This is a genomic window from Ruegeria sp. YKSD179 (genome assembly GCF_059612885.1).
This window is the reverse complement of sequence record NZ_JBXWRL010000005.1, coordinates 1-24,418: the sequence shown is the minus strand read 5'-3', so window position 1 is coordinate 24,418 and position 24,418 is coordinate 1. Positions and strand designations below refer to the sequence as shown.

Genomic DNA, 24,418 nt, shown 5'->3' with positions numbered 1-24,418 from the left:
AATGAATAAAGCACGCTCAAACCCGCTGAACAACGTTGCCATGCACAGCGCCTTAATTCTGTATACTCTAATCGCGCTGTTCCCTGTTTTTGTGATCATTATCAATAGCTTCAAATCGCGTCGGGCTATCTTTCGAGAGCCGTTGGCCCTGCCGGACGCCGAAAGCTTTTCGATGATTGGTTATCAAACTGTGATGAAGCAGGGTGACTTTTTCCTCTACTTTCAAAACTCGCTGATTGTAACAGTGGTATCGCTTGCGTTCATCCTGCTATTCGGTGCTATGGCCGCATTCGCGCTCAGTGAATATCGGTTCAAAGGCAACACGCTTATGGGTCTTTATCTGGCCCTTGGTATCATGATCCCGATCCGCATCGGCACGGTCGCAATTCTTGAACTGATGGTGGCAACAGGCCTGGTTAACACTCTGTGGGCGTTGATCCTTGTGTATACCGCACAAGGCCTGCCTCTGGCTGTATTCATCCTTTCGGAATTCATGCGGCAAGTCTCGGACGATCTGAAGAATGCAGGCCGCGTAGATGGCCTGTCGGAATACACGATCTTTTTCCGACTGGTTCTGCCGTTGGTTCGTCCTGCAATGGCCACCGTTGCCGTGTTCAACATGATCCCAATTTGGAATGACCTTTGGTTCCCGCTGATCCTTGCGCCGGCGGAAGAGACCAAGACCCTCACCCTCGGCAGCCAAGTCTTTATCGGCCAGTTCGTTACTGATTGGAACGCGGTTCTCTCGGCGCTTAGCATGGCGATCCTACCTGTTTTAGTCCTTTACGTTATCTTCTCACGCCAACTGATCCGCGGAATAACATCAGGAGCAGTCAAATGACCCGAGCCTTAATCGCAGGTCTCGGCAACATGGGACGCAGTCATGCTCTGGCCCTGCACAAACACCCCGACGCCGAAATTGTAGGGCTGGTCAATCGGTCCGACATTGAATTGCCGACAGATCTACTCAAATATCCACGGTTTAAATCTTTCGAAGAAGGGCTTGATACAAAACCAGATTTAGTCATTGTGGCCACCTATTCTGATAGTCATGCTGAGTATGCTTGTGCCGCAATGGAAGCCGGGGCGCACGTTTTCGTAGAAAAACCTCTGGCCACCACTGTTGCCGATGCTCGGCGGGTAGTCGACAAGGCCGTCGAAACGGATCGTAAACTTGTCGTTGGCTATATCTTGCGCCATCACCCGTCATGGATGCGATTGATCGCCGAAGCCCGAAATCTTGGCGGACCTTACGTATTCCGCCTGAACCTGAATCAACAAAGTAGTGGCGACGAGTGGGAAACCCACAAAGCGTTGATGCGGACCACCTCTCCCATCGTTGATTGCGGTGTGCATTACGTCGACGTGATGTGCCAGATTACCGACTCCGATCCGGTGCGCGTACATGGCATGGGATTACGTCTAAGCGATGAAATCGATCCGGAAATGTACAACTACGGCCAGTTTCAAGTCGTTTTTGAGGATGGTTCCGTCGGCTGGTACGAGGCCGGATGGGGGCCGATGATGTCTGAGACGGCATTTTTCGTTAAGGATATCGTTTCACCAAATGGTTCCGTTTCGATCACCGATGGCAACAAAGGGGCGTCATCAGATATCGATGGGCACACAAAAGTCGGTGGGATCTTGATTCATCGTCCAGACGGGGATCGGCAGATCGATATGCCCGACGAACCTGGTCACCAAGAGCTTTGCGACGCTGAACAGGCCTATATGCTTCACGCTATTGCCCAAGACATCGACCTAACCCGCCACATGAACGACGCGGTTCAATCGCTGGCCATTTGTCTGGCCGCCGATGAAAGCATCCGCACTGGCCGACCCATTTCGCTGAAAGAGATAGACCAATGACCGCCCTGACGCTGAAGAATGTGAACAAATCCTTTGGCACCGTTGAAGTTCTTAAGGACATCAATATCGAAGTGGACGAAGGAGAATTCGTGGTATTTGTCGGACCTTCAGGTTGCGGCAAGTCCACCTTGCTGCGCGTGATTGCGGGGCTTGAGGATGTAACCTCGGGTGAAGTTCGCATCGACGGCGAAATTATGAACCTTACGCCACCATCAAAGCGTGGCATAGCAATGGTTTTTCAAAGCTATGCACTCTACCCCCATCTGAATGTGCGCAAGAATATGTCGCTGGCGCTGAAACAGGAGGGTCAAAGCAAAAAGGTCATCGAAGAACGTGTAGCAAAAGCCAGCAAGTTGTTGAATCTTGAGCCCTATTTGGACCGTTATCCATCCGAGCTGTCGGGTGGACAACGTCAGCGCGTTGCCATCGGACGCGCCATCGTCCGCGAGCCTAAGCTGTTTCTGTTTGATGAGCCGTTGTCCAATCTGGACGCTGCGTTGCGAATGAATACCCGGTTGGAAATCGCAAACCTTCATCAACAACTTGATGCATCGATGATCTATGTGACTCATGATCAGACCGAGGCCATGACCTTGGCTGATAAAATCGTCGTGTTGCGAGACGGGCGCGTCGAACAAGTCGGTAACCCGATGGAGCTTTACAACAACCCCGCCAACCAGTTTGTCGCTGGTTTTCTAGGTTCTCCGTCCATGAATTTCTTCCCCGCCGACCTTATCGGCGACAACGCGGAGCTTACTACGGGAATAAGACCTGAGGATTTGTATTTGGCTGACGAAGGTCCAATTTCCGCGCGCGTCACACATGTCGAGCATTTGGGAGGCGACACAAACGTGGTTGCTATGATGCAGGATCACCAGATCACCGCGCGGTTATTCGGTCAGCATAAAGTAGCTGCGGGGCAACCAGTCCGGTTCGGATATAATCCAGACCGAACATATAGCTTTGACCAAAAAGGTGCCCGTGTCGCTTGAGTCCAACTTTGTGGGCGATATGATCGGACTTTGAGATTTGGGATACAAACGAGGCATTCTGAAGCCCTTCTTTCGCATAAATTTCTTCAACTCAAAAAAACACCCATTTGTGACTTTTATTATTTTTTTCAATATTTTAATTGGCCTTTCCTTAATCATAAACTAACAAAAATTAAACGTAAATTCTATACTAATACTGAAAAAGAGATGAATATTTGATCAGGACAAATCGCGAAACTTCCGGTGTAAAATTGCCGTCGAGGTCGACGCAAGACGATGCCGATAGCACCCGCAAAACTCCATTGGTTCCGACTGGGAAATCGGCTTTTGCGAAAACCGTTGCAAGTCAAAACAATCAATCAACAATGAAAGAAAGGAATGTTTAAACGTGCTTTCAGCTTGCTTATCGGCCTTACATTTTGAGCGTTTCCAGTTGAGGCAGAAGACATCCAGCCACATGATGGTCAGCGGTCCATAGAAAGTAATCTGCTCTCTCAGACCGGATGTTCAGATTCGTTACTTTAGATTGCACAAGCAAAAGGAGTTTTGATCCGCATAACACACACCAAGCCCTTTGACGCCAGTGATCGCGAAGGGGTTGCATTCGATTTTGAACGTACTGAAAAAAATACTTGGACAGCGTCCCGAGATCGGGCTGAGCCAAATCACAAAGGGGAAGCCCGAATGGAAACGCAGGTGCACCTACACGTCGATTCGTAAAAGAAAATAACAGAACATGCGCAGATGGTTGTTACTGCAACGGGCTCACGCGGCGAAGACTTGGGAATGACGGCCTCAGGATGTGAGGTATCGTGGGAAATTATTTCGGAATGGGTATCGCACTGAACTTGGCTGGGTTATTGCGTAATCTGACCATTTTGTTGATGATACTGCACCGTTCGCGATCAGTGCTATAAAACAGATCACAAAACTTCTTTCAGAATTTTTAAACAAACCAGGAATGTCCTGTCAGCATACTTAAGGCGGGAGTCTCAGAGCGTCATATTTGTTGAAGGCGTCAACAAAAGTCTGAAGAGGCGTGTATTGGACTTTATCAAAGGGCGAACTTTCACCTCCGCACCCTGAAAAACTGTTGCCTACTAGGTCTTACTGAAATCTTCCGAGGTATTACCTCTACACCCTTTTTGTGCCCTTCAGTCTTGAACAGGACCCTGGATATTTCACCGGTTCCTACCAAGCACCGTTGCATGTAGAATAATTCTCACTAGCACTTTGTATATCGCTTATCGCACTTGGTCCTGGATGAATATTTCCGGTTTTCTGATAACACTAGGTGTTCTTTTTCTTGCCGGATTGGCGGCGGATCAGATCGGCAGGGTCACGCATCTTCCTCGGGTTACAACCTTGCTGTTTATTGGCTTGATCGCGGGGAATGCAGGCTTGGGATTGATCCCGACCGACGTTGCAATGTGGTTTGATGAAGTATCCATTGTAGCGCTAACGATGGTGGCGTTTCTTCTTGGCGGATCGCTGACAAAGAAGAACCTGATACAGCACGGGCGAGCTATTCTGGCGATTTCGATTTCTATCGTGGTAGCGACCCTCTTAGTCGTAACGATCGGTTTGACAGCAATTGGGTTGGCGCCGGGGCTGGCATTGGTTTTGGCCGCGATAGCAACCGCTACCGCGCCCGCTGCTATGACGGACGTGATCAAACAGTCCGGAATTTCGAATGGTTTCACTGAAACACTCAAGGGTATAGTTGCAATTGACGATGCTTGGGGACTGATCGTTTTCAGCGTTGTTCTGGTTCTGGCTGGTCACGCTAATGGCTGGACCGAGGTAACACTTGATGCACTGTGGGATCTAGGAGGCGCATTTATTCTGGGAATCGCATTGGGCGTTCCATCGGCCTATCTTACTGGTCGACTAAAGCCCGGTGAACCGATGCAGGCCGAGGCTGTGGGAATCGTTTTTCTTTCTGCTGGCCTCGCGCTTTGGCTGGAAGTTTCGTTTCTGATAACCGGAATGGTTGCGGGGTCAGTTGTCAGTAATCTGGCGCGTCACCATGACCGCCCTTTTCATGAGATTGAACATATTCAGTGGCCGTTTATGATTCTGTTCTTTCTTTTGGCAGGCGCGACGTTGGACATTGAAGCCCTCGGCCTAATGGGCTGGGCCGGCGCCATGTTCCTGGCCTCAAGAACAATTGCGCGCCTTGTCGGGGGCTATTGCGGAGCGCGCTTGGGCGGTTTGCCACATAGAGAAGCCTTTTGGTATGGCCCTGCCCTGTTGCCACAAGCTGGTGTGGCTGTTGGAATGGCCTTGGTTGCCGGGGAACAATTTCCAAATTGGGCCGCGTCCATCATGGCCTTTACTCTGGCAAGTACGGTCGTATTTGAAGTTTTGGGTCCTCCGCTGACTTTGATGTCAATCAGACGTGCCGCTGAAAGATATTAGAACGCCCGTCAACTTCTAATCAGCCTGTATTGTTTCCAAGTACATAAGCAAACTTGCGAGCGGCAGTCCCGCCATCATTTTCTGACCACTCGGCAAAGTTATCGCTGTTTGTTGATCAGTTTCGAAAACGGCGCCAAAGATCGGCATTTCACCGCCATGAGCAAGTACCATCGATCTTCCATCTACTTGGCGAGCTACAAGTTCTGTTGGGAAAACACCATCGTTCTGAGCCGCCAGCTTGGTCAGATCGGGTGTGCGAATAGCCAGCATTTCCGCCATCGGCCCGTCCCCAGTTGCTTCAAGTCCATGACATTGCCAGCAATAGGTTCGATACAGATCATTTCCTTCCTGAACGCTCACTTCCTGAGCCAAGGCACTTCCAGCAGCCAAAAGTGTTATCAATATCCCGCGAAAAACTGGCATCTCTTCCTCCTCCGCCCCAACTTTGCTCAATATTACATTACGCAGCAAAACCGGGACAGTTCTTTGACTTCGCTCATATTGTCTGCCCAAAAATAAGGAAATCAACGTGATGAGGTTGGCAAATCATCTGTGCAATCAGTCCATATCGACATCAAATTGCGCCTCGTCTGAGCTTTCCGATGCTAGGCTGTCGCTTTTCGACTTGCCCTCGAGCAAATTCAAATGCTTTCGGATACGCCAAAGGTGATACGAAACTCGATGTAGCCACCTAAGGGCATCAAGCCGCGACCAGACCACTTCGTCAGGCAAATTGTTTGTCGCCGCATCGGATATTAGCAAGTCTCGACGCAGTTTTCGTTGTTGCCGCAAGAAGCGCCGCACCCGGTTCAGTGTGTTTTCGCATTTTTCAGGATCGTCAATCTCCAAGTATCTATCTGTCGCTGCAACAACTACCAATGCGAGACGCTTCAGCCGTGGATCCCGGGGCAACTCGCGAATCCTCTCTTCTTGGCCGCATCGATACAGCAACCGGTCAAGGTGATCGAGAATATGATACATACCCTTGATACTGGATATCTGCTCCTGGGACTTGCTGGATAATTCTATTTTGTCCAAATACGCACGCGTTTCCAACAAAGCTGTCTCGATGTCGGTCCGCCCATAATCGATATCGGTTGATCGCATGACGCCCATGACCGATCGAAGATGCGCAGTGGCGGCCGTCACAATACGATCCACAGCGACCTTTGCCGCGTCCGCTGCTGCCTCGGGCATATCCAAAATTAGAGGATCCAGAGAATTCGTGAGAACTGCACCCCGGTAAGGTATCAAAGCCTCTATTAACCTGGCAAATGGTCGGGCAAAAGGCAGGATCAGCAAAACACCAAGAGAATTAAAGAAGGTGTGAAACGCGACGAGTGCCGTCAAAGAACTCTCGGGGTTTGACCAATTTGAAACGACCGCAGCAAACGGTCCCAACAGACAAAACGCCATTATACCTGTCATCAAGTTGTAAATCACATGGGCAAACCCAGTTCGTCGCGCCATCGTTCCACCGCCTAGCGTGGCCAGAACTGCGGTGAATGTGGTTCCAACATCCATTCCGATGACCAGAGCCGCGGCTTGGGGAAAATTCACTGCACCGGCGCTAAGCGCAGCCAAGGCCGTTGCCACGCCTGCGCTGGAAGACTGGGTAACAACTGTGATCAGGATTCCTATCAGAACAAGTTTCAGTCGCCCAAGCAGGCTATCTGAGGGAAAGTCGGCAGGAGTCACCACGCCACGAAATGCATCTAAGCCGGACTTTAATTGCTCGATCCCAACGAAAATCAGACTGAAACCAGCCAATACCAGCCCAAAGCTGGAGATCGACTTTTTCGAGGAAAGTGCAAGCAGTGCCCCGACAAAGACAACGGGCAACATGACTTGCCCAAGGTCCAATTTGAACCCTAACAGGGCGACCAACCAGCCAGTCATGGTCGTTCCGATATTTGCCCCAAATATGATCCCTAGCGCTTGCGGAAAAGTAAGCAGACCAGAGGCAACAAATCCGACTGCTGCAACTGTCGTTGCGCTGGACGATTGAATCGCAGCCGTGGTGACCGCGCCGGTGACTGCGCCAGTAAACGGCGTCGATGTAAATCTGCCTAATATGTCCCGCAGACGGGCTCCGGCCAAAGCCTTAAGCCCGTCTGTCATTAGCAGCATTCCGACAAGGAAGAGGCCGATGCCGCCTAATGCTGGTAAAATATCCAAAAGCATAACAAACAAATAACCACAATCAGTTTGGCGCCGCCAAATACCTCGCTTTCGTTGTTGTCCGATAACGAGAGCTTGCGACGCCTTGGATTAAACCTCGCAAAACCGGCGGGGCGCTTTGGTTGACATAGATCAAAGCGCATTTCACATTCGTATTGTGAGATGCGTGTGTTTCAAATTGATCTTCGTTTACCACCCTGTCCCCAAGCAAAATAAACGGTGAACGGATATTTGAAAACGTGGAAGTTCCACATAGGGGGTTCGACCGAAAAGGTAGCGAACCCCTTTTTGGCTGGCAAAAGATCTAATCTGACGTATCGTGTAGGACAGGTATCACTCGACATAAATCTGGTCGGAGAAATAACCGATGCAAAAATCAACGCAGGATACAATTGAATCAGCGTCGTTTGTGCAGTCTCATCGGCAATGCTTTGGCTGCATGAACAAAAAAGAATGCGCTATGAGCAAGTTCCATGGGCACAGTTGATTCATCGTCACCGAAGCTAAGAAGGTCTCTGACGACTCCATTGCTGACCCTATATGGTCTTGGTGTCACTGTCGGGGCGGGCATTTATGTGCTTGTGGGTGCGACGGCAGATGTCGCCGGCCCATTTGCAGCCTTCTCTTTTCTTATCGCAGCACTTGTTGTTTCGTTGACCGCATTATCCTACGCCGAACTTGCAACGCGATATCCCGTGAGTGCGGGTGAAGCGGCCTATGTCGAGGCTGGGTTCCAACGAAATTGGATGGCCGTACTCGTTGGTCTTTCAGTCGCTGCATCCGGTGTCATATCTGCATCTGCCGTAGCGATTGGCGCTGCTTCATACCTTCACGCATTAACAGGTCTTGGGACCGCTTTTCTTACTATTTCGGTTGTATTGGTAATGGGGCTTATAGCTCTTTGGGGCATTACTGAATCGGTTTTCGTCGCTGCAGTAATAACGATTGTAGAAATTACAGGCCTCCTTTTTGTAATTGGCTGGGGCATGTCCATTCAGGAACCGCAAGGATATGCAATCTCCGAAATGATACCTGGGCTTGGACTAGACACCTGGCGTGGGATCTTTGCGGCTTCGCTTTTGGCGTTTTTCGCATTCGTCGGGTTTGAAGATATTGCCAACGTCGCAGAAGAGGTGAAAGAACCGAAGCGTACGATCCCAAAAGCCATCTTATTGACGCTCGTTCTTGCGACTGCACTGTATTTGGGAACATCGGTGACTGTCCTGCTTGTGGTTCCGATAGAATTCCTGTCGACGTCTTCCGCCCCTCTTGCATTGGTATTTTCGAATGCGCCAGAGGCCATCAGGCAGGGCTTCGCAGCAGTTGCAATCGTGGCTACTGTCAACGGTGTCTTGATCCAAATGATCATGGCTTCGAGAGTAATATATGGCCTTGCCGACCGGGGTCATCTGCCGAAAATTCTGGCTACGGTGCCTCAAATCACTCAGACACCAGTTGTTGCAACAGTGTTAGTAGTCGGAACGATCTTGTTTCTGACTCAAACTCTTCCAATTGCTACGCTGGCAGAACGTACCTCTCAGATCGTGCTGGGTGTCTTCGTATTGGTAAATCTTTCACTAATCCTTCTGAAGACGAGGCCCGATGCCGCTGGGTTACACTTCCGAGTTCCTTTGTTCGTACCCATTCTTGGCGTAGTAACCAGCGCACTGCTGTTCGCGGCAGGTTTTCTATAAATATCAAAAGGTAAAGGGCCATAATTGACGTGCACCGCTGACATATGAATAGGGAACAGACTTCCATAGGCGCACAGTTGTCGGCTTGGTGGCACAGAACTTTTGTTGATCTGGCACAACAACTGCAATGGTCGTACCTGCCGCCGCTAATGGTATATTTTGCAGCCGGAGTTTCCGGTTTGACATCGGTGGTCGGGGCTTTTTTTTTAAAAGATTACCTCGATTTATCAGCAGCTTTTGTGGCAGGGTTAGCGTTTTGGGCTGGGCTCCCGTGGATACTAAAAATGCCGTTGGGGCACATCGTTGACCTGTTTTGGCGTTGGAAGTCCCTTCTGATCCTGTTTGGTGCATCTCTGATTACGCTATCCTTGCTTACAATGTACGGGCTAGTATCGGCACCCGGTCGAATGGCCGACGTTATGCCGCTGGAAGACTGGTACGTGATTGCGCTTCTCTTGGCCCCATCAGGCTATGCCATTCAGGATGTCGTCGCCGATGCAATGACGGTCGAGGCAGTGCCTAAAGTGGACAACAACGGCCACCCCTTTACGCCTGAAGAAACACGCGCGCAGCATACAACGATGCAAACCTTGGGCCGAGTTTCAATCATTTCCGGGTTTGCAGCAGTTGCGGCGGTCAACATATGGATCTTTTCCGGAACCGAAGATCTGCAACAGACCGAACGTCTCGCTTTATACGGTCAAGTCTATCTGATTGCGCTGGTCATACCAATGCTGTCCGTTAGCGGAGTTGTGTTTCACACTTTTATCCAGCGTAAGCGCGTTCGTCAGGGGCACCCGCCGCATGCCCCGGAAGAAGCAACCGAGGTCAAGTGGCCGATTTTGCTGGGCGGCCTTGCGTTTGTTGTGCTCAGCATCGTGCTGGGAACCGCGAATTTCGAGTTTGCGCAAGAGACCATTTTTGCAGTGTCGCTAACGGTTATCCTTTACCTTATGTCTCGCCTACTTAAGGAGCTGGATCCAAAACAAGCACAAGCCTTGATCGGAACCGCAATTATCATTTTTGTTTTCCGGGCGGTTCCTTTGCCGGGTCCTGGTCTGACCTGGTTCGAAATCGATGAGCTTGGTTTTGACGAGCAATTCCTGGCTGTACTCGCTTTGTTGACGTCTCTGCTTGCATTACTCGGACTGATAATTCTTAGACCCTATATGGCCAACCGCTCAATCGCACAGGTTGTGTTTATGTTGACGATCGCCGCAGGCGTCCTCGCTCTGCCAAATCTTGCTTTGTACTACGGGGTGCACGAATGGACTGCCGCGCGCACCGGAGGAATAGTCGATGCAAGATTTATCGCCATTCTAGACACCGCAGTAGAGTCACCGTTAGGACAAATAGCGATGGTTCCAATGTTGGCTTGGATTGCGCGAAACGCTCCTCCACAACTCAAAGCAACCTTTTTCGCGGTGATGGCATCTTTCACCAACATGGCCCTGTCTGCGAGCAGCCTCAGTACCAAGTACCTGAATCAAAATTTCATTGTCACACGCGCGGTTACCAACCCTGATACGGGCGTCGTGACGTCGACTGCTGACTACAGCCAACTGGGGCACTTGCTGATCGCGGTGGCAACAATCTCTGTTGTGGTTCCGCTTACCGTTATTTTCCTCGTGCAGAAGTCACGCTTTCAAACCAGTGAATAATTACTGGTTTAAAGAATCCCTCAGTAGTGTTTTTAGGTGTGAAACTGGAACACCAATGTTTGACCCGCCAAACTCTGGCAAAATCGCAGCGTTTATTGCGACTACCTCTCCTTTTCTGTTTAACGCAGGCCCACCACTTCCACCGGTTGTGGTTTCTGCATCGTATACGACAGAGCCCGGGTTAGTTTGAGCAACGATTCCCCGACTGGCGAGAGGTTGAATCTGGCTTTGCGCAGAAAGCCGAGCGGCTATCTTCCAGAAGTCGACAGAACCATCCTTCTCAAGCGTTTCTAGAAAATCCGGACCGGCCTGCGCGATCAACGCCCTGAGGCCGGTCGGATATCCCAACAGGAAAACTTCTTCGCCAGCTCGGGGCTGGTCATTTGCAAGTGGCAGACCTAGCCCTTCAACCCGGTCCGGGTCGACTGACAAAAGCGCCAGATCGGCCGTTTCGCTGAACTGGTTTAATTTAGCCTCGATTGACTCAGCCTGACCGGGCAGATAGGCCACCAGCCTCAACATTTCTGCTTCCAGACCAGCGCCTTTGAGAGCCTTCGCCCTATCGCCAGAAGTCCACGGCAACGCGACATGGCGGTTGGTCGCCAGTAATGGAACACCCTCAATCAAAAACCCTGTACCTGTGAATTGAAATTCCGCAGGCTCACCAGTTGCATCCGGTTCTATCCAAGGCTGTCCAAACGGGGTTTGCAGCTTTTCTCCGTTTGGGCCCAATACATGCCGCAAAAGTTTACCGCTTTCTAAATGACGCAGGCCATATGCACCCTGAACAAAGGCGACAGATCGCGTCGAGGCGTCAATAATCCGTGTCGGCGCCCCTGCCCTCTGTTCAAGTGTTCCAAGACGTTGCTCGGTTGCGATAGCTTGGTTTTCAAACGCACTCCTCAAAGCGCTCAAATCTTCAGGGGTTATCGCGTCCTCCCGCGTTTGCGCAAGCATAACAGCAACCGCTTCGATTTTGCGGGATTCCTGTTGAATACTTTCCGCAAGTTTTCTGTCGTTTTGATAAAGCAGAAATACCAAACCTGCGATAAGAAGCAGTGAGGCGAGGACAGTAATCCGGAACAAAACAGTAGTCTGTGACGCAAGCCGACGACCACTTTCTCGCAATGCGCCAGACACCCTTTTTGCGAAAGGTCGGCGGCTCGTTCGAGCGTAGGCATAAGCGTCACTTAGAATGTCTTCCACTGTATGGCGCGCGGGAAACTTATGATTGCACACCCTGTACCGAGAAATCGGCCCATGTTCGCCAAACTCGATCATGTCGCCATGTCCAAGGGCAGTCGACGAGACTTTTTGCCCATTGACCCATAAATTGCGTCCGGACAGCGCAGTCAGCGTATACACGCCGTTTAACCATTGAAGTGTCGCGAAATCTTCATCATGGGGCGGCACGTCACTCTTCTGCCGAAGACCCAAGGCACGGCTCTCATCGACAGACACTGTCAGAGCGTTATCAACCAGCCAGATTACATTGCCGCGCGAAGGACCAGTCAAGCTCTCAAGAAATGCACGTACGTCACCTTCAAAGGCATCCGACGGTGATGTCGTATCACTCGCGCCCGGTTCCTGCATTATCGACCCCCGTTCAAAGGTGACCTGAACACTTTAGCACGCGAAATCTAAAAACCTATCGCTGCCAAAAAACAGCGATTTTTGAATGCCGCAAGATTTTCCGTGACGCCTCCAAACCATCACCTGAAACAGTTTACACAGCGCTGCCCGCTTTACCCCCTTCGACCCGATAGACCGAAGGGGCGATGAAAGAAAAACTGAGTATTTTGTGGAACTAACGCGGATCACTTAGAGGAAACCGTGATCTTTCGGCTTGGATCCCGTGGTTCGGTTTTTGGCATTTTGATATGTAAAACACCCTTGTCGAATTCCGCGGTGATCTTTTCGATATCGACCGTTTCCGGCAACGTCATCGCCCGAACAAAGCTGCCATAGCTTCGTTCGCTTACATACAGATTGCTATTGTCGTCATATTCGATCTTTTTTTGACCGCGCAGCGTAAGTCGGCGATCCTTGATTTCTATGTCGACATCGTCTTCGCCTAATCCGGGCAGTTCGGCCGTCAAAACAATTTCCGCATCCGTCTCGTTTATGTCGACCGCTGGAGAAATAGCGCCAGTCATATCGAGTGACGGGAAGCCCGTCCGCTGCGCCGCCGTATCCATTGGCTGGAACGTAGTAGGTCCAACAAAAAACCGTGACATCATCGTCTCCATTTCGCGGCGGAAATGATCAGTGAAGGGGTGCATTCCAGTGGTAAGTTGCGGGGTCTTCTTTTCTTCGAGCATTCCAAAAACCTCCTAATATTGCGAGATCAGCTTGCCAGCTAAGTGTGCCGAAAAATGCACTGGCAGGCTTTGATCTTGCTCAAACTATCTGGAACTTGAGTGGCTACATTGTTTTCGGGTGTTTTCGTTCATTGGTACACGGCATGTGCCGGGGTTTCCGATAGGCTCCCAAGCAGACATGCGAAACTTTAACTAATTCAACAAATTGTATATAGTTTATTGAAGAAAGCTTTAATGCAGGCTCGTTCACAGGACGTGTCATGGGGGGCTTGAAAACAAAATCTGATGCATCGAATGGTGGCGAATGGCATGCCTCCATGTCCGTTGCGCTGGCGCTTGGATTGGGCTTCTTTGTTCTTACTTCTGTTGCCGGAGTTCTAGGTGTCGGCTTGATCGTTGGCTATAGAAACACCTCAGAGCTGTTAACACAAAAGGCGGAACTGATTATTGGTGCTCAACGTCAGCAGGTTGAGCGATATCTGACCGCGGCTTCCGACCAAGTTGACTTTATTGCAAGTCGGATTGCCTCCGACGAAGTCGAACCTGATGGTTCTGAGGAATTCGTCAGCCTGTTGCTAGGTGCTGTTTCGGCTACTCCCCAGATTTTGCGTCTTCAGTTTATAGACCGAGATCAAATCTTGACCGGAGTCGAACGCGTACAGGACGAGACTGTGCCGATCTTTTTGAAGCTCGGCGATGATGTGGACCTGCTGAACTTAGTAAATAGTGCAATCGAGACAGGAAAATCCCGCTGGGGTGACATACTCTGGAGAGAAGAATACGGTCAGGCTGTTTTGAATTATCAAAAACCAGTTGTTCGGCAAGGAAAAATAGTCGGCGTCCTTTCAGCTTGGGTTTCCATTGTGAAGCTTTCCGAATTTTTGGCTGACCAAGAAGTGGAGTTCGGCGCAAATGTTTTTATGCTGTATGGAAGAAATTCCGTTCTGGCGCATCCACTTATGGCGTTTGGTTATTCTGGTTTGAACCGCTCGGCGCCTCTTCCGCAGCAAGACCGGTTTTCAGATCCTATCGTCTCGGCTATGTGGCAGCCGAATGATCGCTTTAGCGTCGCAAAGTACTTTCTGACCGGCACAAACACGCGCTTTGTTGCCTACGCAGAGTGGGAATACGTCATTTTCTTTGATGAGTTGTCGAGCTATGGCGCACAACCGCTGACCGTAGCCACATATTTTGAAGCCCACGATATCATCGCAGAAGCAGCCAGATTGAAGTGGGCCATTATCTTTTGCCTCGTCATGGCAGTGCTTTCGGCTGGAATGGCAGCCCTAATCGGTCAAAAGATTGCGCAACCCGTCCGGCGGTTGTCTGACAGTGCCAAGCGAGTTCATGACCTGGATATTTCCAACATCGCTGAAATCGAAGGGTCATTCTTCCGAGAATTGGACGAGGCAGCACGTTCCTACAACTTTATGCTCGACGGGTTGCGCTGGTTTGAACTTTATGTACCCAAACGACTGGTGCGCCAATTGATGCGCCATCATACCGGTAAGCAAATAAATTCATCGCATCGCGATGTCGTAATAATGTTCACGGATATCGTTGAATTTACAACTCTGTCTGAGCATCTCACGGCGCCTCAGGTTGCGCTATTTTTGAACGAACACTTTGCCGGGCTGGCCGATTGTATTCAAAGAAACGGCGGTACCATCGACAAGTTCATCGGAGATTCTGTGATGGCAATCTGGGGCGCATTGGAACATCAGGATGACGCAGCGGATTTGGCATGCCAAGCGGCGATTGAGATTGCTCGGTGGATCAAGGATTTCAACATTAGCAAACGAACAGAGGCAGGGTTGTTGCACCCCGTCAGGTTACGAATTGGGATTCACATTGGTCGGGTCGTTGTAGGGAATATAGGCAGCGAAGGCAGGCTCAGCTACACGGTTGTCGGAGATGCAGTAAATGTTGCGCAAAGGCTCGAAGAAGCTGGTAGAAGTTTGGGAAACTCGGAATCCGAAGTAAATGTTCTCACCTCCAGTTCCGTCCGAAGCGCTTTGGTCAAACCGCTTGAGTTCGAGCGCATCGGCGCGCACAAACTTCGCGGGAGAGAGGAGCTGGTTGAAATATATTCTCTTAACGTGAATTAGTTAAAACCCAAAGATTTGTGCCAGGTAATCAACTGAGATTTCAGGCACCGAATGTCCAGTTTCAAAAATTACCTGCCCCGAAAACATAATTTTCTTCATCAGTGAAAGTAGTTACGTGTTGAACTTCTTCTATTCTTAGCCGCAATTAATAGAACTCTGGGCGAGCGAGCGCATCCGGAATTATACAGACGTTTAACTAGTTATTTTCCGTAATTTCCCGATGCAAAACCGATGTGTCAAAAACTGTATTCACCTGCCAGAGAGATTGGAACGCGATGCTCGGTATGTGGACGCAATACGATCGCCAACAAGCTCAACTGACAATGTCGGCAAGTCTCTATTTGGTTGCGCAAGTGACATCGCTGGAATTCCATTCCATGTCGTCGCAAGGTTGCGGTGAATGTGCCCGAAGAAAATCTGAGCGATGTTGGCAGGTTCCAGGACATCTGCCAACTCTCTATAATTTCTTAATTTAATCGGATCCAGGATCGGATCGCCGATGTCACATGGTGGGTGATGCATTACTATTATTATTGGGCGTTCGCCCGCCTTGCTGACTTCAGCTTCAATCCAGGTCAGGCGTTCGGGGCACATAAACCCGCTGTCATTACCTGGGTCGAGTGTGTCAAGGAACAAACATCGATATTGACCGAAGTCCACGGCTGAATGAATAAACGGGCTTTCGATTTCAAACTCTTCCAGCATAACCGACCGGTTGTCGTGGTTACCGGGTATAAGAATTGAAGGAAACGGCAATGACTGCAGGCGGGTTTTAAGCCAGCGATAGGTCGACCGGGTGCCGTCGTCACTTATGTCGCCTCCGATCACGCAAAACTCGGCGTCTGGCCAGTTCTCGCCAGCGAAATTTAGTCCGGCGTCGACAATCCTTACATGAGTTGAAAAATCATCAACGTCAGTTTCCCGTAGGTGAAGGTCCGTTACAAACAGAAACCGCATGATTTTCTTAACCTCGCTAGCTCTAACCGCTGCACTGCAGCAGGTATAATGCTGGACTCTGCCCGATGTTTCACAAAAACTGCAAATATCGCGCATAAGAACGCGGAAGGAATACACATTTGGGAGTTCAATGATGAAGAAGCTTACTTTTGCCGCTTCCGCGGCAGCCCTTTTTTTCACTGTGCCAGCCCTCGCGCAGACTGAAATTGAATGGTGGCACGCCCACGGCGGGCAGTTGGGCGAAACTGTGAATGCGATCGCAAACAAATTTAACGAATCGCAGTCCGAGATTGTTTTGACCCCGGTGTACAAAGGCGGGTACGAAGACACACTAACAGCGACAATTGCGGCATTCCGCGCTGGTGAACAGCCGAACATCGTCCAAGTATTTGACGCAGGTGCTGCTACGATCATCGGTGCTGAAGGAGCGGTAATACCAGCCGAAGACTTAATCCAACAGGCGGGTATAGACTTTGATGCAAACGACTACATATCCGGCGTCCGGTATTTCTATGCTGACTCGGATGGTAAGATGGTCGGCATGCCTTTCAATTCTTCGACGCCAATTCTATATTATAATGTTGCCGCTCTTGAGAAAGCTGGTGTTGAGCCACCAAAAACCTGGGAAGAATTCGAGGCTATCGCGCCAAAAATCGTAGAGGCAGGTTACATCCCGCTTGCGCAGTCGCACAGCCCATGGATTTTCACCGAAAACTTCCATTCACGTCACAACATTCCATTTGCGACCAACAACAATGGTTTTGATGGATCCGATGGCACCAAGATTCTAGTGAACAACGACGCCATCAAGATGCACTTCTCGAAAGTTAAAGAGTGGTTGGATGGCGGTTGGTATGGCTATTACGGCGCCGGTTGGGGCGATAACCAAACTCCGTTCGAGAACCAGGAAGTCGCCATGTGGCTCGGCTCGTCCGGCTCGTTTGGCGGTCTTCTGAACTCGGCTGATTTTGAATTCTCGGCAACCTATCTTCCATATTGGGAGTCGGTTACGGCCAATCCGACACAGACCTTCATTGGTGGCGCAGCACTTTTCGCACTCTCGGGTCATTCGGACGAAGAAAACAAAGCTTCTGCAGAGTTCTTCAAGTTCCTGTCGTCGACAGACATTCAGCAGTTCTGGCACACTGAAACCGGTTATGTGCCGATAACAACCGCTGCGTACGAAGCGACAAAGGCATCCGGTTATTACCAGGAGAAACCACAGGCTGAAGTTGGCATCCTGCAACTTTCACTGCCCGGCGGTGATAATTCAAAGGGTTATCGAATGGGTTTCTACGTTCAAATTCGTGACGTCATGAACCGCGAGTATGGTCGCATCTTTGCAGGTGAAACCGACGTCGAGTCGGCATTTGCCGTGATCGAAGAAGAAGGCAACCAGCTGCTCGAACGCTTCTCGAAGACGAACTGATTTTACAACGGTGGGGGCGGTTCTCGCCCCTGCCCCATATCGCGCTCAAGGGGAAGGGTCGCCGTGGAAAAATCCCAGTTTAGAAACCCTTGGTTTCCGTATCTTTTGCTCTTGCCGCAAATGGGGATCATTGCGGTCTTTTTTCTTTGGCCTGCTGCCGAAGCAATAAGATCATCCTTTTTTTTGGAAGACCCGTTTTTTGGTAACGCGACATTCGTCGGTCTCGACAACTATCGGGTTGCTTTGACAGGTTCTGACTACCAGCGCACGGCCTGGTTCACGGCAGTATTTACAGTCATCGTATCGCTGATGTCCCTTGCACTTGGACTAATGCTCGCCGTCTCTGCCGACCGAGTCTTGCGAGGAAAATCCACATACAAGACCTTGTTGATGTGGGTATACGCAATTGCGCCTCCCGTTGCTGGGTTGATAGGCGTCATGCTATTCGACCAGCACATTGGCCCGCTCGTCGAGTTCGTAGCCCTCTTTGGTTGGGAAATGCGCGTAGGAGTCAATTACTGGGACACAGGAATCGCGATGATCATTGTGTCTACCTGGAAGCAAGTACCTTACTGTTTCATTTTCTTTCTGTCGGGGCTCCAGTCTATCCCAACTTCCGTAAAAGAGGCCGCCCGTGTTGATTGCAGGTCCGAGACGCGTCGTTTCTGGACCATCACTTTTCCGCTTCTTGCGCCGACCACTTTCTTCTTACTGATCTTGAATATTACCTACGCAATGTTTGAGACCTTCGGCACCATCGACTTGATCGTAAAGGATCAGCCTGGCAACTCTCCGGTGACGCTTGTGTACAAGGTCTATCGTGACGGGTTTCGAGGCAATGATCTCGGGGGTTCCTCCGCGCAATCCGTAATTCTGATGCTCATCGTGCTTGCGTTGACGATCGCCCAATTCCGATTGATCGAACGCCGCGTGCATTACAATTGAGGTGAAACATGACAACAACCGAGCTTGAACAGTCAGCCTCTGTTCCGCATGCAAAACCGGCACCATCGCGAAAAACTTTCGGTGGAGTGCGTATCTACGACCATGTAGTTTTGTGGTTCGGCGTGTTTTTGATGATGGCGCCACTGGTCGTGGCATTCACCACGTCAAGTTTCGACCACGTGCTGATTCACCGCCAAGGTATGCAGCTCGGTTGGGGAGACCAATTTGCGCAAACGTACTCAACTGTTCTGAACCAACAAGGTGGCTTCACCGGAGAAGTTACCGGATGGCTAATGACGCAAAACAGTTTCATCCTCGGAATTGGGTTCGCCGTTGGCAAAATTGTCATTTCGATGCTTGCTGCTTACGCCATCGTTTATTTCAGATTCCCATTTGCCAACCTAGCCTTCTGGATCATTTTCTTAACGCTTCTACTCCCTTTGGAAGTCAGAATTCTGCCATCCTACGAAGTGGTCCAGCAGCTTGGTTTGTTGAATACTTATACAGGGTTGATCCTTCCGCTTATTGCCTCTGCGACCGGTACGTTTTTTTTCCGGCAGTTTTTCAAATCAGTTCCTAATGAATTGCTTGAAGCGGCGCGGATCGACGGAGCAAATGCCTGGCGTTTTCTGATCGACATCCTCGTACCATTGTCCAGGACAATGATGGCGGCAATCTTCATCATCATGTTCGTGGTTGGCTGGAACCAGTACCTTTGGCCAACTCTTATGACGACGGATGAAACTTATTTCACACTCGTTCGAGGCATCAAACAAGTCATGCAGAACATGATTGGCGCCGACATTCCGAAATACAACGAAGCCCTTGCTATGGCGATGTTAGCGATGATCCCACCTGTTGCGGTCATCCTGATATTCCAAAGGATGTTCATCAAGGGCCTGGTGGAGCAGGAAAAATGACGACCCTCAAAATAAAAAACGTCAAAAAAGTTTATCCCAACGGCGCCGATGCGGTCAAAGGCGTATCTGTTGATGTTGAGGACGGAGAACTTGTGGTTTTTGTCGGGCCGTCCGGATGTGGGAAGTCGACACTGCTGCGAATGGTTGCCGGATTGGAAAGCGTAACCGAAGGTGAAATCGAACTTGCCGGACGAATTGTCAACGAACTCGAACCCGCAGACCGAAATATCGCGATGGTTTTCCAGAACTACGCTCTTTACCCTCACATGTCGGTGCGCAAGAACCTTGCTTACGGTCTGAAAAACCGAAAGACACCACAGGCCGAAATTGACACCCGAGTGTCAGAGGCCGCCGAATTGCTGCAGATCGCGGAGTTCCTAGATCGTAAACCAAGCCAGCTATCAGGTGGACAGAGACAACGCGTTGCAATGGGGCGAGCAATCGTTCGCCATCCTGCCATCTTTCTTTTTGACGAGCCTTTGTCCAATCTGGATGCCAAGCTGAGAAATCAGATGCGACTCGAGATAAAAAAGCTTCAACGCCGTCTCAAGACTGCTGCAATCTATGTCACTCACGATCAAGTCGAAGCGATGACTTTGGCGGATAGGATTGTTGTACTAAATGCCGGGCAAATCGAACAAATCGGCACCCCTGCAGAAATATACAGCAACCCGGCCACGACTTTCGTTGCCAGCTTCATCGGGGCTCCGCCCATGAACATGCTCGAAGCAACGACAACCGGAGAGTCACTGGAAATTGACGGGCAGTCGATACCCTATTCAGTCAAGCACTCGGGCAGAGTGCAGATGGGTCTTCGGCCTGAGCGCATCAAGATCGTGAATGGCGAGGCTGGCTTTGGTTTTGATGTCACAGTTTTAGAAGATTTAGGCGCGACGCGGCTTGTTCACGGTCACATTGGCGGTCAGGAAATCACGTTGGCCCAAGACGCAGACCTACCTGCTCCTTCGGGCCACATAAAAATCGGTTTTCAACCCGATGACGTGCTTCTATTCGACGAGGCCACTGGTCAACGTATCCTGACATGAACGCAAAAAATCGGTTCCGAGAAATGTTTCGGAACAGCAAGAACAATGTTTTGATCTCAGTCCATCGGGGTCTGTGGGGTCCCTTGCCGGAAAATTCGCTGGCAGCGATCCACAAGGCGACGCCATACGGTATCGTCGAGATAGATCTTCAGCTTTCATCTGACGGTGAGCCCGTCGTCTTTCATGACGATACCCTTGATAGAATGACCGATCATACGGGCCGCGTTTCCGAATTCACTGCAAAAGACATCTCGCGAATTAGACTGCGCGAAGGTTCCGGAGGAAGCTCGAAACAGGTCACCAGCGAAACTGTGCCCCTTTTCTCGGAGCTGCTCTCTGATCTGCCCCAAGGTGCCTTTTTTGACGTTGACGTAAAAAATCCCAGTGAAACTGCAGCAGTCGCACAGTATCTGGAGCAAAAATCGAGCACCCTTAGCGGCTCGATCAAAATAGACACGTCGACCAAAGACGAAATTTCAAACCTGCTCGCGCTCGAAGAGAAAAGCGGTCTCATGGGCATGGCCAAGGTTAATCTATCGACCGCAGACCTCTGTCATATTGCAGATTTACGAAACGCCGGCATAGCCTGCGCTGAGTTGTGGTTCGACGACATTGATAAGCTTGCAGAGGCCTGCCGAGTTGCCGGTGATCAAATGAAGATTTCGACCTACACTCTGGATCCTGTTCACTGCTGCGGATTAAGTGACACGCTTGCAAAATCCAGTCCGGATCAGGTCTGGGGAAAATTAATTGAAGCGGGCGTTGGCGTTATAATGACTGACCAAGCTCGACAACTTTCTGACTATCTCAATACACTTTAGCTTCGTATGGCCGTCAATTGGGTCATCAGGCGAAGAAACCCAAGAACAAGTAGCAATGGAGGCAGCATCGAAACCGATGCAACAACTAATCCGGGACCGGATCCGGTTACAACCAAGTTTAATCCGCGCATCAAGGGATAGATATGATCGTCCACCGAAATGATAAGTGGCCACAGATACTGATTCCAACCGAACACAAATGAAATTAGAAAAACCGCGCCGATTGGCGCTTTCGACAATGGAACCAGAAAATCCCGCAATATGCGTATGGCACCAGCGCCGTCCATCAAAGCGGCTTCAAAAATTTCTTCTGGGATCAGTTTTAAGTGCTGTCGAAAAACCAGAGTCGCAAGAGCCAACGGCAACACTGGTAAAATCGCACCGGGCCACGTGTCGATTAAACCCAAGTCAGCGGCGACATCAAAGGTGCTTAGAATTCTTGCCTCTACCGGGAACAACAAGGTCGCAACCGTTATCCAAAAGCAAATTTTGGGTATACGACCAGGGAAACGGGTCATTGCGTAGGCTGCAAGAAATGCCACAACCGTTGTTACCGTAGCAATTCCCAAGGCCAAAAACATGCTTGAGCTAAGCATCCACGAAAAATCGGCCGCCTTTGTGTTTGCCGCCAAATCGCGGAAGAATGCCAAGTTCTCCAGGTATCCATCCATTGACGTGACAGCATCCTGACCTCGAGCAGACAACCCCCCTGTTTTGCCAGCGTTCCAGAATACCAAACCCAAGGGTGCAGACATAACAATTGTAAATGAGACCAGTAAAATATGGTCGAGTACAGTTCCGAAGTGCTTTCTGCGCATGTTCATAATAACTTTGGTGCCAACACTTACTTTGCGCCGCTCAACAATCTACCATGAGACCGATTACACAAGACAGGTGCAGGTTTGTGATTTTTCTTCTTTTCTTGTCAGAGATGTCTTTGTGCAAAATGTTTTCCGCTTTGAACTTGGCTAGTGCATCCTGCAACCGTTGTGCAATGTTGTGGATAAATCAAACTGTCTGAACGGAATAACCGAATGAACCAACAGTTGCTGATAAAATCACTAGAGCTACTAAGGAACGGTCATTTCAAGGCGGGCTACCAAATGGAGCAGGCGCATGAGATCTGCCAGGATTACGAGGGTGAGCCGACATTTGACTGGATTCACGCACTGGTTCATCGGATCGAGGGTGACGATGGCAATGCAGAGTATTGGTACCGACGCGCCGGAAAGTATAGACACCCGGGTTCCGTGGCCGACGAATGGCAGACTATTTGGGACGAAGTTTCGTAATCATCAGAGAGAAAATCATCCGACTTGTTGATGAACCTCGATGACGTTTCCTTCTGGATCTAGAAAGAAAACTTGGTGCCATTCTTTTGCAAAGGTTGTGCCGTAGTCAGAATACGGAATCCCCTCTTGTTCGAGGGTTTCAAGTACCGCTGAAATATCATCGGTACGGAACGCAATATGTCCACAGTCTACTGGATTGATCACCTGCCCATTCTTGAAGGCGACATCAAGCTGGCGTTCTGCAAGGTGCATTTGCACTGCACCATCTGAGGCAAATTTGATCTTGCCATCATACCCGGTCTCACCTGTCGCTTGAGTGCGCGGAAAATTCTCCTGAGGGATATCTTCGAGACCCAGCAACCTCGTGTAAAAGTCATGCATTTGGTCCACATCTTTCGAGACAAAGTTGATATGATGAAATTCAAGCTTCATTGGAGGACGCCGATCACTATGTCTTATGCCAACCAGAAAAGTAACGGGAAAACTGCTCAACTGCCATACGGCAGACGCTAGTTATTGTGTCGCACTAACCCAAATGCTGGACGACTGCCTGCCTTGGGGACTTTGTCTTTATTGAAACAATTTGCGCGCGCAACCGCTTTCGGAGACTGTAACGCTGGCGAGCCTCGTTCACGACTAAACTGTGCAAAATCCAATCTTGCAGCCTTACTTTTAGTCACCAACCCACGATCATACAATCTTGACATCAAAGGTTCCCAAATTGGCGGCAGCGACTTCGATCACATCTCCCTTTCGAACCGATCCAACGCCAGACGGCGTTCCAGTGAGGATAACGTCACCCGCTGCCAACTCGAAATATTCACTTAGGTACGAGATAATCTCGGGAACTTTCCAAATCATTTGACTGACATCCCCCACTTGTTGAAGCTTTCCGTTCAGCGACAGGGTAATAGCACCATCAGCGATCAATCCGACGCTAGATACCGGATGAATTGGCCCAACCGGAGCAGATCGTTCAAAGGCCTTACCGACCTCCCATGGACGACCAAGCTCTTTTTGCCGTCTTTGCAAGTCCCGCCGAGTCATATCAACAGCCAGCGCATACCCAAAAATATGGCGTGCAGCCTCTTCGACCGCGATGTTGACGCCGCCGGACTTCAGCATGACTGCAAGTTCGACTTCGTAGTGCACGTCGTCTGACATAGACGGGTACGGAAACTCACCCGAAGGGTCCAAATTGTCCGGATTTTTTTGAAAAAAGAATGGTGGTTCACGATCGGCGTCGTGACCCATTTCGACAGCGTGGGCTGCGTAATTTCTGCCGACGCAGTATACTCGACGCACTGGAAAAACAGCCGTCGATCCCAATACAGGAAGGGAAACTTGAGGGTGAGGTGGAAAAGAGTATTCGGGCATCTATGCTTTCCAGCAAACAATTGAAAACCGTTTTGTTAATTCGAGTGACTGTTTGGCTAAGCCGAAAAGTATCCTGATGTGCTCCATTTAGTACAGATGATTTGCTTTTTGAAAACGGTGTCCCAACCATAGTTTCGTTCACTCCCACGCGGATAACTTGCGCCATCGTCGAGAGTCAGGAAGCACAAAACGTATTCCCACGCCGAACGCCCAACGCCCGCTGATCCGAACGTTAGATCAAATTTCCCGCCATTGACTGAAAACTGGAAACAATACTAGGCAGCCGACTCATAAAACTCGATCCACAATCGTATCGAGGCCAGTTTGATCATGGCCATGAAGTTGCGTGACGTTTTCTCGTACCGGGTTGCGATACGTCGGAAT

21 protein-coding genes are annotated in these 24,418 nt (G+C 50.0%); 13 read left to right on the top strand and 8 right to left on the bottom strand.

Annotation, left to right across the window (positions count from 1 at the left end; genetic code table 11):
* Position 1: 1 nt before the first annotated feature.
* The 4 genes from AC2FNE_RS04285 (at position 2) to AC2FNE_RS04270 (ending at position 5,282) form a co-directional block, all read left to right on the top strand.
* Positions 2–841 (top strand): carbohydrate ABC transporter permease, encoded by an 840-nt coding sequence (locus tag AC2FNE_RS04285; protein ID WP_170608321.1) that lies wholly within the window; start codon positions 2–4, stop codon positions 839–841.
* Positions 838–1,869, top strand: coding sequence for a Gfo/Idh/MocA family protein (locus tag AC2FNE_RS04280; RefSeq protein ID WP_496804843.1), 1,032 nt, complete (start codon positions 838–840; stop codon positions 1,867–1,869). The genes AC2FNE_RS04285 and AC2FNE_RS04280 overlap by 4 nt, the downstream gene beginning before the upstream one ends.
* Entirely contained in the window at positions 1,866–2,861 is a 996-nt protein-coding gene (locus AC2FNE_RS04275; RefSeq protein WP_496804842.1) for an ABC transporter ATP-binding protein, read from the top strand. The genes AC2FNE_RS04280 and AC2FNE_RS04275 overlap by 4 nt, the downstream gene beginning before the upstream one ends.
* A 1,263-nt stretch (positions 2,862–4,124) precedes the next feature.
* A complete protein-coding gene (locus AC2FNE_RS04270) occupies positions 4,125–5,282 on the top strand; it encodes a cation:proton antiporter (RefSeq protein WP_496804841.1) in 1,158 nt (385 codons plus the stop codon).
* A 15-nt stretch (positions 5,283–5,297) separates the two neighbouring features.
* On the opposite strand, the gene AC2FNE_RS04265 is transcribed toward AC2FNE_RS04270, so the two are convergent.
* Positions 5,298–5,705 (bottom strand): c-type cytochrome, encoded by a 408-nt coding sequence (locus tag AC2FNE_RS04265; RefSeq protein WP_170608327.1) that lies wholly within the window; start codon positions 5,703–5,705, stop codon positions 5,298–5,300.
* A 135-nt stretch (positions 5,706–5,840) separates the two neighbouring features.
* On the bottom strand, positions 5,841–7,466 hold the full coding sequence (locus AC2FNE_RS04260) for a Na/Pi cotransporter family protein (RefSeq protein ID WP_170608329.1): 1,626 nt from the start codon (positions 7,464–7,466) through the stop codon (positions 5,841–5,843).
* Between the two features lie 470 nt (positions 7,467–7,936).
* Between AC2FNE_RS04260 and AC2FNE_RS04255 the strand changes: the two genes are divergently transcribed.
* Both AC2FNE_RS04255 and AC2FNE_RS04250 read left to right on the top strand, forming a co-directional pair.
* A complete protein-coding gene (locus AC2FNE_RS04255; RefSeq protein WP_496804840.1) occupies positions 7,937–9,157 on the top strand; it encodes an APC family permease in 1,221 nt (406 codons plus the stop codon).
* Between the two features lie 44 nt (positions 9,158–9,201).
* Complete coding sequence (locus AC2FNE_RS04250) at positions 9,202–10,818, top strand: MFS transporter (RefSeq protein ID WP_170608332.1); 1,617 nt, start codon at positions 9,202–9,204, stop codon at positions 10,816–10,818.
* On the opposite strand, the gene AC2FNE_RS04245 is transcribed toward AC2FNE_RS04250, so the two are convergent.
* Both AC2FNE_RS04245 and AC2FNE_RS04240 read right to left on the bottom strand, forming a co-directional pair.
* Positions 10,819–12,411 (bottom strand): trypsin-like peptidase domain-containing protein, encoded by a 1,593-nt coding sequence (locus AC2FNE_RS04245; protein WP_496804839.1) that lies wholly within the window; start codon positions 12,409–12,411, stop codon positions 10,819–10,821. It lies immediately after the preceding gene.
* A 224-nt stretch (positions 12,412–12,635) separates the two neighbouring features.
* Positions 12,636–13,139 (bottom strand): Hsp20/alpha crystallin family protein, encoded by a 504-nt coding sequence (locus tag AC2FNE_RS04240; RefSeq protein WP_496804838.1) that lies wholly within the window; start codon positions 13,137–13,139, stop codon positions 12,636–12,638.
* A 260-nt stretch (positions 13,140–13,399) separates the two neighbouring features.
* Between AC2FNE_RS04240 and AC2FNE_RS04235 the strand changes: the two genes are divergently transcribed.
* Positions 13,400–15,247: an adenylate/guanylate cyclase domain-containing protein gene (locus AC2FNE_RS04235; protein WP_496804837.1), complete on the top strand. Its 1,848-nt coding sequence runs from the start codon at positions 13,400–13,402 to the stop codon at positions 15,245–15,247.
* Between the two features lie 249 nt (positions 15,248–15,496).
* Here the strand turns inward: AC2FNE_RS04235 and AC2FNE_RS04230 are convergent, their stop codons facing one another.
* Positions 15,497–16,204 carry a metallophosphoesterase gene (locus AC2FNE_RS04230; protein ID WP_496804836.1) on the bottom strand — a complete coding sequence of 236 codons (708 nt, stop codon included), beginning with the start codon at positions 16,202–16,204 and terminating at the stop codon, positions 15,497–15,499.
* Positions 16,205–16,337: 133 nt separating this feature from the next.
* Here AC2FNE_RS04230 and AC2FNE_RS04225 point away from each other — a divergent pair, with 133 nt between their 5' ends.
* The 5 genes from AC2FNE_RS04225 (at position 16,338) to AC2FNE_RS04205 (ending at position 21,365) form a co-directional block, all read left to right on the top strand.
* Positions 16,338–17,633: an extracellular solute-binding protein gene (locus AC2FNE_RS04225; RefSeq protein WP_170475666.1), complete on the top strand. Its 1,296-nt coding sequence runs from the start codon at positions 16,338–16,340 to the stop codon at positions 17,631–17,633.
* A gap of 63 nt (positions 17,634–17,696) precedes the next feature.
* On the top strand, positions 17,697–18,578 hold the full coding sequence (locus AC2FNE_RS04220) for a carbohydrate ABC transporter permease (protein ID WP_170475668.1): 882 nt from the start codon (positions 17,697–17,699) through the stop codon (positions 18,576–18,578).
* Positions 18,579–18,586: 8 nt separating this feature from the next.
* The gene (ugpE, locus tag AC2FNE_RS04215; protein ID WP_170608342.1) at positions 18,587–19,498 is read left to right on the top strand and encodes a sn-glycerol-3-phosphate ABC transporter permease UgpE; all 912 of its coding nucleotides are present in this window, start codon (positions 18,587–18,589) and stop codon (positions 19,496–19,498) included.
* Complete coding sequence (ugpC, locus tag AC2FNE_RS04210) at positions 19,495–20,544, top strand: sn-glycerol-3-phosphate ABC transporter ATP-binding protein UgpC (protein WP_170475671.1); 1,050 nt, start codon at positions 19,495–19,497, stop codon at positions 20,542–20,544. The genes ugpE and ugpC overlap by 4 nt, the downstream gene beginning before the upstream one ends.
* Positions 20,545–20,567: 23 nt before the next feature.
* Complete coding sequence (locus AC2FNE_RS04205) at positions 20,568–21,365, top strand: glycerophosphodiester phosphodiesterase family protein (RefSeq protein ID WP_170608344.1); 798 nt, start codon at positions 20,568–20,570, stop codon at positions 21,363–21,365.
* On the opposite strand, the gene AC2FNE_RS04200 is transcribed toward AC2FNE_RS04205, so the two are convergent.
* A complete protein-coding gene (locus AC2FNE_RS04200; protein WP_170608346.1) occupies positions 21,362–22,183 on the bottom strand; it encodes a carbohydrate ABC transporter permease in 822 nt (273 codons plus the stop codon). The two genes, AC2FNE_RS04205 and AC2FNE_RS04200, sit on opposite strands and share 4 nt — an antisense overlap.
* A gap of 216 nt (positions 22,184–22,399) precedes the next feature.
* Here AC2FNE_RS04200 and AC2FNE_RS04195 point away from each other — a divergent pair, with 216 nt between their 5' ends.
* Entirely contained in the window at positions 22,400–22,657 is a 258-nt protein-coding gene (locus AC2FNE_RS04195) for a hypothetical protein (RefSeq protein WP_496804835.1), read from the top strand.
* Between the two features lie 15 nt (positions 22,658–22,672).
* On the opposite strand, the gene AC2FNE_RS04190 is transcribed toward AC2FNE_RS04195, so the two are convergent.
* Entirely contained in the window at positions 22,673–23,089 is a 417-nt protein-coding gene (locus tag AC2FNE_RS04190) for a VOC family protein (protein WP_170608350.1), read from the bottom strand.
* Positions 23,090–23,347: 258 nt separating this feature from the next.
* Positions 23,348–24,034, bottom strand: coding sequence for a fumarylacetoacetate hydrolase family protein (locus tag AC2FNE_RS04185; RefSeq protein WP_170608352.1), 687 nt, complete (start codon positions 24,032–24,034; stop codon positions 23,348–23,350).
* Between the last annotated feature and the right edge of the window lie 384 nt (positions 24,035–24,418).